The sequence below is a fragment of the Streptomyces sp. NPDC048664 genome, from assembly GCF_040650555.1.
GTDB lineage: Bacteria > Actinomycetota > Actinomycetes > Streptomycetales > Streptomycetaceae > Streptomyces.
Genome location: NZ_JBEZHK010000003.1, coordinates 204,878 through 221,298 on the forward strand (window position 1 = coordinate 204,878; position 16,421 = coordinate 221,298).

The following is a 16,421-nucleotide window of genomic DNA, read 5'->3' on the forward strand; positions in this document are numbered from 1 at the left end:
GTCGGCCGGGGCACACGGCACCGCTGTCAGCGAGTGACCGCAGCGGTCACTCCTCGTCGTCCGACCCGTCGGCCTCGGCCTCCGCGGCCGACGCCGCGCCCGAGCCCTCCAGCAGCCGCGCCAGCTGACGGCCGACGATCCGCCGGAACTTGCGCTTCTGCGGACGTGTCCGGTCCAGCACCGCGACCTCCAGCCGCTCCGCCGGGATCTCCCGCTCGCTGCCGTTGGTGTCCCGCGACAACGCCTGCACCGCCAGCTTCAGCGCCTCCGCCAGCGTCATCCCGTCCCGATGGCGCTGATCCAGAAACGTACTGATCTGCTCCGCGTTGCCGCCCACCGCGACCGAGCCGTGCTCGTCCACGATCGAGCCGTCGTGCGGCAGCCGGTAGATCTGGTCGCCGTCCGGGGTCTCCCCCACCTCGGCCACCACCAGCTCCACCTCGTACGGCTTCTCCGCCGCGCTGGAGAAGATCGTGCCCAGTGTCTGCGCGTACACGTTCGCCAGGCCGCGGGCGGTCACGTCGTCCCGGTCATAGGTGTATCCGCGCAGATCCGCGTACCGCACACCCCCGATCCGCAGATTCTCGTACTCGTTGTACTTGCCGGCCGCGGCGAAACCGATGCGGTCGTAGATCTCACTGAACTTGTGCAGCGCGCGGGACGGGTTCTCGCCGACGAACACGATGCCGTCGGCGAACTGCATCACGACGAGGCTGCGACCACGCGCGATTCCCTTGCGGGCGTACTCCGCCCGGTCGGCCATCGCCTGCTGAGGGGATACATAGAACGGCGTCGACACCGGTTATCCGTCCCTTTCTGTCAAAGTCACACGATCACCTGCACCACTGCCGGGAGCCCGGCCCCGCCTCAGAGCAGAGCCGCCCTCGGCCCGTCCGGCTGCTCCAGACGCCGCTCCAGGACCGCGCGCGCGATCCCGGACGCCTCGTCCTCGCTCAGCCGGCGGTAGCCGTCCTCGGTGATCACCATGACGATCGGATAGATCCGGCGGGCGACATCGGGACCACCGGTCGCCGAGTCGTCGTCAGCCGCGTCGTAGAGGGCCTGCACCACCAGTGTGGTCGCCTGCTCCTCCGTCAGGTCGTCGCGGTAGAGCTTCTTCATGGCCCCGCGCGCGAAGATCGAACCCGAACCCGTGGCCGCGAAGCCGTGCTCCTCCGAGCGGCCGCCCGTCACGTCGTAGGAGAAGATGCGGCCCTTGTCCCGGTCCACGTCGAACCCGGCGAAGAGCGGCACCACGGCCAGGCCCTGCATGGCCATCCCGAGGTTCGAGCGAATCATCGTCGACAGGCGGTTCGCCTTGCCCTCCAGCGACAGCTGGACGCCCTCGACCTTCTCGAAGTGCTCCAGCTCCAGCTGGAACAGCTTCACCATCTCCACGGCCAGACCCGCCGTGCCCGCGATCCCGACCGCCGAGTACTCGTCCGCCGGGAACACCTTCTCGATGTCCCGCTGCGCGATCACGTTCCCCATGGTCGCCCTGCGGTCACCGGCCAGCACCACGCCCCCGGGGAACGCGACGGCCACGATGGTCGTGCCGTGCGGAGCCTCGAGCACGCCCTGGGTGGGGGGCAGCTGCCGCCGGCCGGGCAGCATCTCGGGCTGGTGGTCCGACAGGAAGTCCATGAAGGACGAGGAGCCAGGCGTCAGGAAGGCAGCCGGTAGACGCCCGGTGCTACGAGTGTTGGCTTCCACGCGTTTCCTTCCAGGTAGTCGGCGGCTCGGCGGATCGCGTCGGGTTCGCCCCCAACTTGCCGATGGCCGAATTGCAGTTGAAGCACAGTACGCCACGGACCCTACCCGTCTTACGGCAGTGATCCACATGCTCGGCCGGAGCGTTCGAAGACCGCGCACGCCGTGCGGCCACCTGCCGCCGCTGAGGGCAGGTGGCTGCGCGCCCCCGGCCGTGCGTCCGCGTGGACGCCGCTCGCGGCGGCCGGTACCGCCTGCACCGCGAGCAGCGCCGCACGTCTTCTCCGGTCAGCAACCCCACACCCCCACTACCTGTGATTCGCAGGGAGGGTTACTGTCCGCCCTTCTGAACGAAGGACTTCACGAAGTCCTCCGCGTTTTCCTCGAGGACGTCGTCGATCTCGTCGAGAACCGAGTCCACGTCGTCGCTCAGCTTCTCCTGCCGTTCCTTCAGGTCGCCCTGGGCCTGCGCGTCCTGCGCCTGCTCCTCGACCTCCTCCGTGGAGCGCGTGGCCTTCTGCTGCCCGCCCTCGGTGTCCTTGGTCGCCATAACCCTCACCCCGCTCAGATCGCCCGACATGGTCGGCATGGTCGGCCTTTCGGCCGATCGGTGATGATCAGACCCTACTCGCCCGGTCCGACATCGGCCCCGCAGTTACTCCAACGTACGGGGGCCATCTCGATGATTCCCGGCCGCCGGGGTTTCCACCCCGCCGGACCGGGACTGGGTCCGGAAGTCCTTCTCAGTTGCCCGAGAGGACCCGGACCAGGTCCTCCGCGGTACGGCAGCGGTCGAGGAGCTCCTTGACATGGTTCCGCGTGCCGCGAAGGGGCTCCAGGGTCGGGACCCGCTGGAGCGAGTCCCGGCCGGGGAGGTCGAAGATCACGGAGTCCCAGGAGGCCGCGGCGACGTCGTCGGCGTACTGTTCCAGGCAGCGCCCGCGGAAGTACGCCCGGGTGTCCTCCGGCGGCTTCGTGCGGGCCCTCTCGACCTCTGACTCGTCCAGGAGGCGCTTGATGCGGCCGCGGGCCGCGAGGCGGTTGTAGAGGCCCTTCTCGGCGCGCACGTCGGCGTACTGGAGGTCGACGAGGTGGAGGCGCGCGGCGTCCCAGTCGAGGTCGTCGCGGCGGCGGTAGCCCTCCATGAGCTCGCGCTTGGCCACCCAGTCCAGTTCGCCGGCCAGGCTCATCGGATCCCTCTCCAGCCGGTTGAGGGTGTCCTCCCAGCGGGCCAGGACGTCCTTGGTCTGATCGTCGGCGTCGGCGCCGAAGCGCTCCTCCACGTACTTGCGCGACAGCTCGTAGTACTCCATCTGGAGCTGGACGGCGGTGAGTGTCCGGCCGCTGCGGAGGGTGACCAGGCGTCCCAGCGTCGGGTCGTGGGAGACCTGGTGGAGGGTGCGCACGGGCTGGTCGACGGCCAGGTCGACGGCGATGAAGCCGTCCTCGATCATGGACAGGACGAGGGCGGTGGTGCCGAGCTTGAGGTAGGTGGAGATCTCCGAGAGGTTGGCGTCGCCGATGATCACATGGAGGCGGCGGTACTTCTCGGCGTCGGCGTGCGGCTCGTCGCGGGTGTTGATGATGGGGCGCTTGAGTGTGGTCTCCAGGCCCACCTCGACCTCGAAGTAGTCGGCGCGCTGGCTGAGCTGGAAGCCGTGTTCGTGGCCGTCCTGACCGATGCCGACACGGCCCGCGCCGGCGAAGACCTGCCGGGAGACGAAGAAGGGCGTGAGGTGGCGCACGATGTCGGAGAAGGCGGTCTCGCGCTTCATGAGGTAGTTCTCGTGCGTGCCGTAGGAGGCGCCCTTGTTGTCCGTGTTGTTCTTGTAGAGGTGGATGGGCTGGGCGCCGGGGAGCTGAGCGGCCCGCTCGGCGGCCTCGGCCATGATGCGCTCGCCGGCCTTGTCCCACAGGACGGCGTCGCGGGGGTTGGTGACCTCCGGGGCGCTGTACTCGGGGTGCGCGTGGTCGACGTAGAGCCGTGCCCCGTTGGTGAGGATGACGTTGGCGAGGCCGATGTCCTCGTCGGTGAGCTGGCTGGAGTCGGCGGCTTCGCGGGCGAGGTCGAATCCTCGTGCGTCGCGGAGCGGGTTCTCCTCTTCGAAGTCCCAGCGGGCCCGGCGGGCCCGGTGCATCGCCGCGGCGTACGCGTTGACGATCTGGGACGAGGTGAGCATGGCATTGGCGTTGGGGTGGCCGGGGACGGAGATGCCGTACTCCGTCTCGATGCCCATTACTCGCCGTACGGTCATGCGGCCCTCCTTGCCCGGCGGCGCCCTCGGTCGGGGGCGGCGCTCAAGTACCGCTGGTGCTCCGGTGCGCGTGCGGTGCCCGTCCCCGCGCTGCGCGACGTGGTGGCAGGAATGAGCCTAGAACGCCTCTGCGCTGGTGGGGAGATCATTTGCGTCTTTGCCTTGCCGGGGCGTGGCCCGGAAAAGCAGTGGGCTGCGGGTACCCGGTGGGGGCACCCGCAGCCTCCCTGTGCCTTACAGGTACTGGCCGGTGTTCGCCACCGTGTCGATGGAGCGTCCGGTGTCCGCGCCCTGTTTTCCGGTGATGAGGGTGCGGATGTAGACGATCCGCTCGCCCTTCTTTCCGGAGATCCTGGCCCAGTCGTCGGGGTTGGTGGTGTTGGGCAGGTCCTCGTTCTCCTTGAACTCGTCCACGCATGCCTGGAGGAGATGGGAGACGCGAAGGCCCTTCTGGCTGTGCTCCAGGAAGTCCTTGATCGCCATCTTCTTGGCGCGGCCCACGATGTTCTCGATCATGGCGCCGGAATTGAAGTCCTTGAAGTAGAGGACTTCCTTGTCGCCGTTGGCGTAGGTGACCTCGAGGAAGCGGTTCTCGTCGGATTCGGCGTACATCTGTTCGACGGCAGTCTGGATCATGCCGTGAACGGTGGCGCCCTTGTCGTTCCCGTGCTCGCTGACGTCGTCGGCGTGCAGCGGGAGCCGCTCGGTGAGGTACTTGCCGAAGATGTCCTTGGCCGCTTCGGCGTCCGGACGTTCGATCTTGATCTTCACGTCGAGGCGGCCTGGGCGCAGGATGGCGGGGTCGATCATGTCCTCGCGGTTCGAGGCGCCGATGACGACCACGTTCTGCAGGCCCTCCACACCGTCGATCTCGGCGAGCAGCTGGGGGACGATGGTGTTCTCCACGTCCGAGCTGACGCCGGAGCCGCGGGTGCGGAAGAGGGACTCCATCTCGTCGAAGAAGACGATGACGGGGGTGCCCTCGCTGGCCTTCTCACGGGCCCGCTGGAAGACGAGCCGGATCTGCCGCTCGGTCTCGCCGACGTACTTGTTCAGAAGCTCGGGGCCCTTGATGTTCAGGAAGAAGCTCTTGCCCGAGGCCTGGCCGGTGACTTCGGCGACCTTCTTGGCCAGCGAGTTGGCCACCGCCTTGGCGATGAGCGTCTTTCCGCATCCGGGGGGCCCGTACAGCAGGACGCCCTTGGGCGGCCGCAGTTCGTGCTCCTTGAACAGGTCGGGGTAGAGGTACGGGAGCTCGACCGCGTCGCGGATGGCCTCGATCTGACCGGCGAGTCCGCCGATCTGCTCGTAGCCGATGTCGGGGACCTCTTCGAGGACGAGTTCCTCGACCTCGCTCTTCGGTACGACCTCGTAGACGTAGCCGGAGCGGGGTTCGAGCAGCAGGGCGTCGCCGGGCCGGATGGTGACGTCCAGCAGCGGCTCGGCGAGCCGTACCACCCGTTCCTCGTCGGTGTGCCCGAGTACCAGGGCGCGCTCGCCGTCCTCAAGGACCTCCTTGAGGGTGACGATGTCCCCGACGCGCTCGAACTCCATGGCCTCGACCACGTTGAGCGCTTCGTTGAGCATCAGTTCCTGGCCGCGGCGGAGCTCGTCGAGGTCCACACCGGGGCTGACGTTCACCCGGAGCTTGCGGCCCCCGGTGAAGATGTCGGCCGTGCCGTCCTCGTTGGCCTGCAGGAAGACACCGAAGCCGGCCGGCGGCTGTGCGAGCCGGTCCACTTCCTCCTTGAGGGCCACGATCTGGTCCCGGGCCTCACGGAGCGTGTTTGCGAGCCGTTCGTTCTGTGCGGACACGCCTGCCAGGTTGGTCTGCAGCTCGACGATCCGCTCCTCGAGAATCCTCGTGTGCCGCGGAGAGTCGGCGAGCTTGCGGCGCAGGACGGCGATCTCCTGCTCAAGGTAGGCAATCTGCCCGGCCGGGTCTTCGGACCCCCGTCCCGGGCGGATGCCGCGGTTCATGTCGTCGTCGTGGGCTGCCACGGTCCTCACCTCCTCCAAGGGGAGCTGGACGCTTCCAGACCCTACCTGGGTGGGTGTCGATTGAAACCCCTAGATCACAAAGACTGTCGAGGTGTGTCCGATCTTCACCCTTGCGCTCTCCCTCGTGCCAGGGGGATACCCACCGAACATGATTGGAAAGCGGCCGAAGGTAGGGTCGCAGTGTTCAACACCCGTCAGAGCCTGCCGGATTCCCGGCGGCTCTGCGCAGGAGATGTCAGGAGAGATGATCGTGGGACAGACCGGAGTCGGGAGCGGGGCACTGGAGGTCTGGATCGATCAGGATCTGTGCACGGGTGACGGGATCTGTGCGCAGTACGCCCCGGAGGTCTTCGAGCTGGACATCGACGGCCTGGCGTACGTGAAGGGTCCGGACGACGAGCTCTTGCAGGCCAAGGGGGCGGTAACGCCGGTTCCGCTGCCGCTTCTCACGGACGTGGTGGACTCGGTGCGGGAGTGCCCGGGCGAGTGCATCCACGTGCGTCGGGCCTCGGACGGCGTGGAGGTCTACGGCCCCGAGGCGGACGGCGACGCGTAGTGATGGCCGGATCGCGCCCTGTCACGCCTGTCCGCTTTCCCGCGTGATGTCCGCGGGCACCGGGCCGCGCGGTCTCACGCGTTCCCGGTGTCCGCGGTGCCCGCCGGGGTGGAGCGGATGAACGCGCCGCCCTTCCACTGCCATTTGACCGCGGCCTTGGTGTCGGGGCAGCAACTGGGCACGTCGGGCGTGGAGTAGCCGAGGAGCGTCGCGGTGACCGCCGCGTCGCGGACGGCGAAGTCGGTGACGGTGAGGCGGTCCTTGGGGTCGACCAGGGTGGCGACCACGCGCGGCGCCGGGTCCGTGGCGGCCTGGGTGAGGACGTAGACGCCGTCGGGCGGGGTCCCCATGCTCGTGTCGCAGCGCACGACCGCCACGGTCTCCGGGCGGCCGTCGCCGTCGAGGTCGCCCGCCGCCTTCTTGCGGACGAGGAGTCTGGTGGAGCGGCCGCAGTCGAGGGGGAAGTCGGCCCTGGCGGCGTCGGGGGGCGTGCGCGGGGCCGGGGCGGCCTTGGTCTCGACGCGGGGCGGGGCCGCCGTCGCGGTGCCGGGCTGCAGCACGGAGGACACGAGGATCACGCCGTAGAGGGCGGTGGCCGTGGCGACCCAGTGGATGGGGCGGGCGGCGGTGTGAGCGAGTTCCGGAACGGCTGGGTGCTGCACGCGAGAAGTGTCTCCTGTGAGAGCTGCGCCGGTGGGGGTGTCCCGCATCGTGCCACACGTCACATCGCGGGGGAAACGGCGGGGGGAGCACTTCCGCGTCCGCCGGGGACGCGTGGGGGGATGGCCGGGCGCCTGCGCCCCGGGCGGGCCGCCTCCGGCGTGGTCCAACGCGAAAGCGCCGTGGCCGAGTTCCGCGGTGTGCGGGGGAACTCGGCCACGGCGCTCTGCCGTTGCACGGGTGCGGGGTCGGCTCAGCGGCCGGCGCCTCCGTCGGCGTTGGGTCCTTCGTAGTCCTCGCCGTAGGCGCCCTTGGCGGGGCGCCTACGGCGCATGGGCGGCTCGACGCCGTCGGCGAGGCGGCGGGCGGTGAGGAGGAAGCCCGTGTGGCCGATCATGCGGTGGTCGGGGCGGACGGCGAGGCCCTCGATGTGCCAGTTGCGGATCATCGTCTCCCAGGCGGTCGGCTCGTTGAAGCAGCCGATCTCGCGGATGGACTCGACGGTCCTGGCGAGCTGGGTGGTGGTGGCGACGTAGCAGCACAGGATGCCGCCGGGGACGAGCGCCTTGGAGACGGCGTCGAGGCACTCCCAGGGGGCGAGCATGTCGAGGATGACCCGGTCGACGTCGGTGTCGCTGAGGTTGTCCTGGAGGTCACCGACGGTGAGCTGCCAGGCCGGGTGGGGGCCGCCGAAGTAGCGTTCCACGTTCTGCTGGGCGATCTCGGCGAAGTCGGCGCGCCGCTCGTAGCTGTGGAGCATGCCCTGGTCGCCGATGGCGCGCAGCAGGAAGCTGCTGAGCGAGCCCGAGCCGACGCCCGCCTCCACGACGCGCGCGCCGGAGAAGATGTCGGCGAAGGCGAGGATCTGCCCCGCGTCCTTGGGATAGACGACGGCTGCCCCGCGGGGCATGGACAGGACGTAGTCGGGGAGCAGGGGACGCAGCGCGAGGTAGGCGACGTTTCCGGTCGTGCGGACAACGCTGCCCTCGGGTGCGCCGATCAGCTCGTCGTGCGGGAAGGAACCCTTGTGGGTGTGGAAGTTCTTCCCCGCTTCGAGCGTGAACGTGTAGTGGCGGCCCTTGGGGTCGGTCAGCTGTACCTGGTCCCCGACCTTGAAGGGCCCGCGTCGGCGGGCGGCACCGGTCGGTTCGGACATGTGACCAGCCTACCGGTCGCGGAAGGGGCGGCCGACCACGGCCGGGGGAGCCGGTCAGCTGGGGCGGGCCATGGCGTTGACGAAGGCGCGCTCCACGTCGGCGGCGGACAGGACGCCGTAGATCTCGCCGGTCTCCTCGATGACGAGGTACTCGGTGGCGGGGGTGGCGCGCAGGACGTCGAGGAGGTCCTCGCCGGCGAGTTCGGCGGAGACGCGCATGCCGTCGGTGAGGTCCTGGGCGAGACCGCCGACGGGGACCCAGGGGCGGCGGTGTTCGGGGACGCCGACGATGGCGGCCTCGCGGACCAGGGAGAGGGGCCGGCCGCTCGCGTCGACGACGACCAGGGCGCGGGCGCCGACGGCGTTGGCGCGGCGCAGCGCCTCGGACAGGGGGGTGTCGGCCTCGACCGGTACGGCACGGCGGGTGAGGGCGCGGGCGCGCAGTTCGGGGAGGTGTTCGCGCAGCCGGGCCATGCGCAGGCTGTTGCCGGCGCCGGTCCAGATGATCGCGGCGAGGATCGCGGCGAGCAGGGCGTCGGTGACGGTGTCCATGCCGGTGTTGTCCTCGGCGTTGGGGCCGAGGACGCCGGTCTGGGTGAGGAGGGGGAGGCCGATGAGGACGGTGACAGCGAGGGCGCGGCCGACCCAGGCGGCGGCGACGGTGCCGCTCATGGGCTTGCCGGTGATCTTCCAGACGACGGCGCGGAGCATGCGTCCGCCGTCCAGGGGCAGGCCGGGGAGCAGGTTGAAGATGGCGACGATCAGGTTGGAGACCATGAGCCCGGCCAGCAGGACACCGGGGACGGTGCCGGCCCGTACGGGCTGCATGGCCAGGTAGAAGACGCCGGCGAGGACGAGGGACAGGAGGGGTCCGACGAAGGCGAGGACGAACTCGCGGCCGGGGGTCTCGGCGTCCTTCTCGATCTCGGAGACGCCGCCGAAGAACTGGAGCTGGATGCGGCGTACGGGGAGCCGGAAGCGGAGCGCGGCGACGGTGTGGGCGAGTTCGTGGATGAGGACGGAGGCGTAGAAGGCGATGGCGAAGAAGAGGGAGACCAGGTAGCGGGCCGCGCCGAGCTCGGGCAGCACGCGGTCGAGCTGGCCGCCGAAGACCCAGGTGATGAGGGCGGCGACGAGGAACCAGCTGGGGGCGACGTAGACGGGGACGCCGAAGGGGCGGCCCATGAGGATGCCGCCGCCCGGTTCCCTGGGCCGCCGGGGCGGTCGCCCCGGGCCGGGGGCGCCGGCGGGCCGCACGCTGTCGGGGGTGCCGGACGCGTCGGAGGGGGCGGGGCCGCCGCTGTGGGCGAGGCTGCGGTGCGGGTGTCCGTCGGGGTCGCCGTGCGGGTCGGGGGCCGCTGCGCCGTTGGAGTGGTCGGGCGGCGTCGCGGGCGCGGGGTGCCCGTCCTGATCCTGTCGCCGGTGTACGGTCCCGGGTTCGTGCGCCGAGGCGTCGGGGTCGGTCTGTCGTGGCCGCTCGGGGCGTACGGGATCGACGGTGGGGGCCGGGGCGGCCGTGGGGGCCGTCTCGCCGCCGGTCGCCTCGCCGCCGCCCGGGTGCGGCTGTCCGCTTCCGCCGCTCTCGTCCACGATGTCCCCTCGTCAGATGCGTCTCCCGGGCCCGGGTGGTGTGCGGCCGGGAGGTCCTGTGGTCGATGGTATGCGTCCGCCGGCCGCTGCTCCGCCCCGGCGTCCCTTCTGCTGCCTGGGACGTCGGGGGCGCGTCGGGGGTTGTCCGGGGCGGCCGGCGCCGTCACCGGGCGGGGCGGCGCGGGGAGGGTGGGTGTCACTGTCAGTGGCGGGCCGTAGGGTTCGTCGTCATGGAACCGAGTACCGAGGGCGCCGTGGAGCCGTCCGCCGTGACCGCCGCGCCGCCGAGGTCGCTGTCGCCCTCGCGGGCGAGCGACTTCATGCAGTGCCCGTTGCTGTACCGGTTCCGGGTGATCGACAGACTGCCCGAGAAGCCGAGCGAGGCGGCGACGCGGGGCACGCTGGTGCACGCGGTGCTGGAGCGGCTCTTCGACGCCCCGGCCGTCGAGCGGACGGCTCCGCGGGCGCGTTCGCTGGTGCCGGGGCAGTGGGACCGGCTGCGGGAGAGCCGGCCGGAGGTCGACGATCTGTTCGCGGACGACCCGGGCGGCGAGCGGCTGGCGCGCTGGCTCGGCGAGGCGGAGCGGCTGGTGGAGCGCTGGTTCTCGCTGGAGGACCCGACGCGGCTGGAGCCCGCCGAGCGGGAGCTGTTCGTGGAGGCGGAGCTGGAGTCGGGGCTGCGGCTGCGCGGCATCATCGACCGCGTGGACGTGGCGCCCACGGGCGAGGTGCGGATCGTCGACTACAAGACGGGCAAGGCGCCCCGACCCGAGTACGCCGAGGGCGCGCTGTTCCAGATGAAGTTCTACGCCCTGGTCGTGTGGCGGCTGAAGGGCGTGGTGCCGCGGCGGCTCCAGCTGGTCTACCTGGGCAGTGGCGAGGTGCTGACGTACGACCCGGTGATGGCCGATCTGCGGCAGGTGGAGCGCAAGCTGCTGGCGCTGTGGGAGGCGATCGGGGCGGCGACGCGGTCGGGCGACTGGCGGCCTCGGCCCAGCAAGCTGTGCGGCTGGTGCGATCACCAGGCGGTGTGCCCGGAGTTCGGTGGCACTCCCCCGCCGTACCCGCTGCCGGTCGGGGCGCCGGAGTCGGGCGGCGGCGAGCAGGGCAGAATGGGGCCGGACTAGCGAAGGAGACTTGTGTGGCCATCCGCGTCCTACTGGTCGACGACCAGCCGCTGCTGCGCACGGGCTTTCGGATGATCCTGGAGGCCGAGGGGGACATCGCGGTCGTCGGGGAGGCCGGTGACGGCCTTCAGGCGCTCGACCAGGTGCGTGCTCTGCAGCCCGATGTGGTGTTGATGGACATCCGCATGCCCCGGATGGACGGGGTGGAGGCGACCCGGCAGATCACGGGCCCGGGGCGGGACGGACCGGCCAAGGTGCTGGTGCTGACGACGTTCGATCTCGACGAGTACGTGGTGGAGGCGCTGCGCGCCGGTGCCAGTGGCTTTCTGCTCAAGGACGCCCCGGCGACCGAGCTGGTGCAGGCGATCCGGGTGGTGGCGGGCGGCGAGGCGATGCTGGCGCCGAGCATCACCCGCCGGCTGCTGGACAAGTACGCGGGGCATCTGCCGTCGGGGGACGAACCGGTGCCGGACACCCTGCACACGCTGACCGAGCGGGAGGTGGAGGTGCTCAAGCTGGTGGCACGGGGGCTGTCGAACGCGGAGATCGCCGCCGACCTGTTCGTGAGCGAGACCACCGTCAAGACGCACGTGGGCCATGTGCTGACCAAGCTGGGGCTGCGGGACCGGGTGCAGGCGGCGGTGTACGCGTACGAGAGCGGTCTGGTGCGGCCCGGGGCGCCGGGGGCGTAGTGACCGGGTCCGCGCGGAGTGCCCCGTGACGGGGCGCCCCGCGCGTCTCGGTGACGAGGAGCCCGCTCAGCCCTTGCTGATCTCCCAGAACCGGAAGACCGTGGAGGCGTCGAGGCAGTACTCGAGCCCGTAGACGTCGTCGCCGGCCAGGGCGTACTGCTTGGCCTGCCACACGGGCAGGAGCGGGATGTCCCTGGCGACGATGCTCTGGAGCGTGCCGAAGTCGTCGACGGTCGCGGAGCGGTCGCTCTGGGCGGCGCTCGCGGGTAGGAGCCGGCCGGTGATGGTGCTGTTGTCGTAGCGGTTGTCGAGGACGTTGCCCTTGCCGAAGAACGGGGCGGTGAAGTTGTCGGGGTCGGGGTAGTCGGGCACCCAGCCCTTGACGTAGACGCCGTACCTGCCGGCGGCGATGTCCTTCTCGTACCGGTCGAAGGGGACGGACCGCATGGTCGCGTCGAACAGCCCGCTGCTGTTGAGCTGCTCGGCGATGGCGCGCAGTTCGTCGTCGGTGGCGGGTCCGTAGCGTGACGGGGTGGACCACAGGGTCAGCTTCACCTTGCCGGTGATGCCCTCGCCGCGCAGCGCCGCGGCCGCCCTGGTACGGGAGGGGCGGGCGCCGTAGGTGTCGAAGAACGACGTGTCGTGGCCGGTGATACCGGCCGGGATGATCGAGTAGAGCGAGGTGGCCGTGTTGTCGTACACCTTGCTGACGAGGGCGTCGCGGTCCAGGAGGTAGGCGATGGCCTTGCGGACGCCGAGCCTGCCGGTGACCGGGTCGTCCATGTTGAAGACGAGGTCCTGGACCTCGGCGCTGGTGCCCTCGGTGACGTCGATGCCGTTGCCGGTGGAGGTGGCGTTGTCGATGCCGGCGATGTCGGCGGCGGCCAGACCCCGGTAGGCCAGGTCGACGCGGTGGGCGAGGAGGGACTGCTTCAGTGCCTTCTGGTCGCCGTGGAAGAACCTGAGGGTGACGCCGGAGTTGTGGGTCCGGGCGGTGCCGCGGTATCCCGTGTTGAGGGAGAAGACGGCCTTGTCGTGGCCGAAGTGGTCCAGCTTGTAGGGGCCGGAACCGACGGCCTTGCCGTCCTTGCGCAGGGTGGCGGCGGGGTACTGCCGGTGGTCCACGATGGAGCCCGCGCCGGAGGCGATCTTGCTGGGGAAGGTGGCGTCCGGGGACTTCAGGTGGAAGACGGCGGTCCTGGCGTCGGGGGTGGTCACCGAGCCGAGCATGGGGAACATGACGGCCGGGCCGGAGGGGTCGTCGATCCTCAGCATGCGGTCGAAGGAGTACTTGACGTCCTTCGAGGTGAGCGGGTCCCCGTTGCTGAAGCGGAGTCCGCTTCTGAGGGTGCAGGAGTAGACCTTGGCCGAGGTGTCCGTGAAGGAGCACCGCTCGGCGGCCTCGGGCACGGGTTCGGTGCCACCCTTGGGGAAGCTCAGCAGGGTCTGGAAGACGTTGTCGAACAGCATCCAGGAGCCGGGGTCGTAGCCGGAGGCCGGGTCGGTGGCCAGGACGTCGTCCGACATCCCCATGACGATGGGCCGGGCACCTCCCGCGGAGTCGCCCGAGGAGGTGGTGCATCCGGTGAGCAGGCCCGCGGCGAGCGTCGCGGCCAGGAACAGGGACAGGACGGGCCCCTTGGTGCGTAGGTTCACGTGCATGGCGCCTTGTCTTCGGTTCTTGAGCCCCACGGGACGCGGCGTGATCCGCTGCCGTGCGGAAGAGCCCCGAAATCCTATCGTGCACATGCCGAGACCCCCGGGCTCGCGCCCGGGGGTCTCGGTGGATGAGACGTGTCAGTTGCCGACGCCGCGGCCCAGCTCCCACAGCTGAAGGGTGGAGGAGGAGTTCATCGCGTACTCGCTGCCGGTGATGTTGTCCCGGGTGGCGACGTACTGCTTGCCCTGCCACAGCGGGAGGACCGGGACGTCGTCGGCGACGTGGTCCTGGATGTCGGTCAGCGCCTTCGACGCGGTGAGGCGGTCGGCCTCACGGCGCGACTGCGGGATCAGCTTCTCGCTGATGTCGGCGTTGTAGTAGGGCGAGTTGAGGAAGTTGTCCCGGTCGAGGAACGGCGCCAGGTAGTTGTCGGCGTCCGGGAAGTCGGGGAACCAGCCCATGCCGTACGCGTCGTAGGCGCCGTGGCGCTGGGCCGGGGAGAACTGCGCCCACGGGGTGCCCTGCAGGGTGACGTCGAACAGCCCGCTGTCGTTGAGCTGCTTCTTGAGCACCTCGAACTCCTTGGCGGTGGCGGAGCCGTAGTGGTCCGTCGTGTAGTGCAGGGTGAGCTTCACCGGGGAGGTGATGTTCGCCTTCGCCAGCAGCGTGCGGGCCTTGGCCACGCTCGGGTCGCCGTACTTGTTGAAGAACGAGTTGGAGTGGCCGGTGATGGTGGCCGGCACGAGCGAGTACAGGGGCTCGGCCTGGGTGCCGTACACCTGGGAGACGAGCTGGCCCCGGTCGATGATCTGCGCCATGGCCTGGCGGACGGCCTTGTCCCGCACCGTGGGGGCGTTGGTGTTGAACGCCAGGTAGCGGATCTCCAGACCGGGCATCTCGACCAGGTTGACGTCGCCCTTGGTGTCGTCCTGGAGGGTGCGGATCTGCTCCGGGGACATCTGGCGGGTCATCACGTCGATGTCGCCCTTGCCCAGCGCCGTGCTCATGGCGGCGGAGTCCTTGAAGCTCTCCAGGACGACCTTGTCGTTCTTGGGCGCGAGAAGCCCCTTGTAGGTGGGGTTCTTGGTGAAGGTGGCCTTCACCATCTCGTCGTTCCTGACCTCGGCCTGCATCGTGTAGGGACCGGAACCGTCGACCTTGAAGCCGTCGCGCAGCTTGCCCTTGTCGTAGTCCTTGGGGTTCAGGATGCCCGCGACCGGCGTGGAGAGCTTGTACGGGAAGGTCGCGTCGGCGTTCTTGAGGTGGAAGATGACCTCGTCGTCACCCTGCGTCTCGACGGTGTCGATGGTGGACAGCAGGGCGTAGACCTCACTCTCCGCCTTGATCGAGCGGGCGCGGTCGATGGAGAACTTCACGTCGGCCGCGGTGACCGGGTCGCCGCTCGCGAACTTGAGGCCCTTGCGCAGCTTGCAGGCGTACCGCTCGTCGCCGGTGTCGGTGAATCCGCAGCTCTCGGCGGCCTCGGGCTCGGGCTCGCCCTCGCCACGGGTCTGGGTCATGAGCGTCTGGACGGTCTGGCGAAGGACGTTCCAGGTGCCCACGTCGTACGCGTACGCCGGGTCGAGAGGCGCGGGGATGTCGCTGGAGGCGGTGAACCGGTCGGTGGTGCCGACGACGATGGCGTCACCGCTGTTGCCCCCGCTGCTGGACCCGCCGCAGGCGGCGAGGACGGGGGTGAGCAGGCCCAGGACGGCCGACAGCACCAAAGTCTTACGGTTCATGCTCGAGTTTCTCCAGAGCTGTTCGAGTCCGTGTATCCGGCACGCATGGATGGTGCGGCGGTTGACGGGGGTGTGGCGAGGTTCTCGCGACGAGATTAGTGCGCGCCCGCAGAAAGGTTCACAGCAACCGGAGTTGAAGGTTCCTCACGCTGCGGAACCGGTTGCGGACGCACCGGAAAACCCGTCGGGGAAGGATTGGTGCACCCTCTCACCAATCGGGACACAAAGGTGGGTCCATGCCGCCCGAGCGGGGTGGACCTGCACGCCCCGGGACCCCTGTCGACCCCCCGGTGCGTGAGGAACGTCACAGCCGCAACGGGGCTTCGGAGCCGCAATTCCGGCTGGGCGCCCGGTATTAATTCATCCGCTTGGACAGGGGACGGTAATCCGTCCATTCAACCGGCACGCTAAGTGAACGGTCAACGCATGTCCGTCATCAAAGCGCGCAGGAATTGCAGGTCGACCTCTTCGAGCGAGGTCACCACGGTGCGGCCCGCCGCGGGGGCGATGGGGGCGACCGACGGGACGGCGACCACCTTGCAGCCGGCGGCCTCGGCCGCCGCGACCCCGGTGGCCGTGTCCTCGATGACCGCGCAGCGGCCGGCCTCGGCGCTCAGGCCCGAGGCGGCCAGCAGATAGGGGTCGGGGAACGGCTTGGTCCGCTCGACCTCGTCGCCCGCGACGGTCAGCGCGAAGTACTGGGGGCCGATGGAGGCCAGGACGCGGTCGATGATGCGCCGGTGGGACGCGGAGACCAGTGCGGTGGGGATGTCGTGGGCCGCCAGCTCCGCCAGCAGGCGGGTGGCTCCCGGCATCAGGGGCAGCCGGCTGTCGATGCGGGCCTCGAACCCGTCGTTGAGCAGGACGGTGATCTCGTCCAGGGTGATGTCGGCGCCCGTCGCCTCGATCAGGAAGCCCGCGCTGCGGGTCATGGGGCCGCCGACGACGACATGGCGCCACGACTCGTCCAGGGCGTGTCCGAGACCGGCGAAGACCTCGACCTCGACGTCCCACCAGAATCCCTCGGTGTCCACCAGGGTGCCGTCCATGTCGAGGAGGACGGCCTGGAGTGCGGAGCCTTCGGCCGTACGGGTTCCGAGTGCGGGGACCGTGGTGGTCATCCGGCGACCTCCTTCGAGGGACGACCAGGCCGGTTCCCACGAGGAGAACCGGCCTGCGGTGGACCGACCAGTGTACGTCGGCCGCGGAGAAAGTGCAGGGTGACGCGGCAGCGGAACCGCGCGGGCACCCTCTGACCAGGGGCGTCGCCCC

14 protein-coding genes and 1 pseudogene are annotated in these 16,421 nt (G+C 69.9%); 3 read left to right on the top strand and 12 right to left on the bottom strand.

All coding sequences use genetic code 11. The features are described from left to right. Positions 1-46: 46 nt before the first annotated feature. From prcA to arc, 6 genes and pseudogenes are all read right to left on the bottom strand, one after another. Positions 47-799: a proteasome subunit alpha gene (gene prcA, locus AB0C59_RS04640; protein WP_363000960.1), complete on the bottom strand. Its 753-nt coding sequence runs from the start codon at positions 797-799 to the stop codon at positions 47-49. Between the two features lie 68 nt (positions 800-867). After that, the gene (gene prcB / locus AB0C59_RS04645; RefSeq protein ID WP_363000962.1) at positions 868-1,713 is read right to left on the bottom strand and encodes a proteasome subunit beta; all 846 of its coding nucleotides are present in this window, start codon (positions 1,711-1,713) and stop codon (positions 868-870) included. Next, positions 1,665-1,855, bottom strand: a pseudogene (locus AB0C59_RS04650) (endonuclease domain-containing protein); the annotation flags it as partial. The pseudogene AB0C59_RS04650 and the gene prcB, both read right to left, overlap by 49 nt. A gap of 186 nt (positions 1,856-2,041) precedes the next feature. Beyond that, entirely contained in the window at positions 2,042-2,260 is a 219-nt protein-coding gene (locus AB0C59_RS04655; protein ID WP_363001265.1) for a ubiquitin-like protein Pup, read from the bottom strand. 193 nt (positions 2,261-2,453) lie between these two features. Further along, on the bottom strand, positions 2,454-3,965 hold the full coding sequence (gene dop, locus AB0C59_RS04660; RefSeq protein ID WP_363000964.1) for a depupylase/deamidase Dop: 1,512 nt from the start codon (positions 3,963-3,965) through the stop codon (positions 2,454-2,456). A 234-nt stretch (positions 3,966-4,199) separates the two neighbouring features. Then, a complete protein-coding gene (gene arc / locus AB0C59_RS04665) occupies positions 4,200-5,966 on the bottom strand; it encodes a proteasome ATPase (protein WP_363000966.1) in 1,767 nt (588 codons plus the stop codon). A 250-nt stretch (positions 5,967-6,216) separates the two neighbouring features. On the opposite strand from arc, the gene AB0C59_RS04670 reads away from it, so the two are divergent. Beyond that, the gene (locus AB0C59_RS04670; RefSeq protein WP_363000968.1) at positions 6,217-6,522 is read left to right on the top strand and encodes a ferredoxin; all 306 of its coding nucleotides are present in this window, start codon (positions 6,217-6,219) and stop codon (positions 6,520-6,522) included. 74 nt (positions 6,523-6,596) lie between these two features. Here the strand turns inward: AB0C59_RS04670 and AB0C59_RS04675 are convergent, their stop codons facing one another. The 3 genes from AB0C59_RS04675 to AB0C59_RS04685 form a co-directional block, all read right to left on the bottom strand. Then, positions 6,597-7,184 carry a hypothetical protein gene (locus AB0C59_RS04675; protein WP_363000970.1) on the bottom strand — a complete coding sequence of 196 codons (588 nt, stop codon included), beginning with the start codon at positions 7,182-7,184 and terminating at the stop codon, positions 6,597-6,599. A gap of 251 nt (positions 7,185-7,435) precedes the next feature. Further along, entirely contained in the window at positions 7,436-8,338 is a 903-nt protein-coding gene (locus AB0C59_RS04680; RefSeq protein WP_363000972.1) for a tRNA (adenine-N1)-methyltransferase, read from the bottom strand. A 54-nt stretch (positions 8,339-8,392) separates the two neighbouring features. Then, entirely contained in the window at positions 8,393-9,928 is a 1,536-nt protein-coding gene (locus AB0C59_RS04685; RefSeq protein ID WP_363000974.1) for a site-2 protease family protein, read from the bottom strand. Between the two features lie 230 nt (positions 9,929-10,158). On the opposite strand from AB0C59_RS04685, the gene AB0C59_RS04690 reads away from it, so the two are divergent. Both AB0C59_RS04690 and AB0C59_RS04695 read left to right on the top strand, forming a co-directional pair. Beyond that, the gene (locus AB0C59_RS04690; RefSeq protein ID WP_363000976.1) at positions 10,159-11,055 is read left to right on the top strand and encodes a PD-(D/E)XK nuclease family protein; all 897 of its coding nucleotides are present in this window, start codon (positions 10,159-10,161) and stop codon (positions 11,053-11,055) included. A gap of 14 nt (positions 11,056-11,069) precedes the next feature. Then, positions 11,070-11,747 (top strand): response regulator transcription factor, encoded by a 678-nt coding sequence (locus tag AB0C59_RS04695; protein WP_363000978.1) that lies wholly within the window; start codon positions 11,070-11,072, stop codon positions 11,745-11,747. A gap of 66 nt (positions 11,748-11,813) precedes the next feature. On the opposite strand, the gene AB0C59_RS04700 is transcribed toward AB0C59_RS04695, so the two are convergent. From AB0C59_RS04700 to AB0C59_RS04710, 3 genes are all read right to left on the bottom strand, one after another. Beyond that, positions 11,814-13,403: an ABC transporter substrate-binding protein gene (locus AB0C59_RS04700; protein ID WP_363000980.1), complete on the bottom strand. Its 1,590-nt coding sequence runs from the start codon at positions 13,401-13,403 to the stop codon at positions 11,814-11,816. A 141-nt stretch (positions 13,404-13,544) separates the two neighbouring features. Further along, the gene (locus tag AB0C59_RS04705; protein ID WP_363000982.1) at positions 13,545-15,149 is read right to left on the bottom strand and encodes an ABC transporter substrate-binding protein; all 1,605 of its coding nucleotides are present in this window, start codon (positions 15,147-15,149) and stop codon (positions 13,545-13,547) included. A 419-nt stretch (positions 15,150-15,568) separates the two neighbouring features. After that, a complete protein-coding gene (locus tag AB0C59_RS04710) occupies positions 15,569-16,270 on the bottom strand; it encodes an HAD family phosphatase (RefSeq protein ID WP_363000984.1) in 702 nt (233 codons plus the stop codon). Positions 16,271-16,421: the final 151 nt, after the last annotated feature.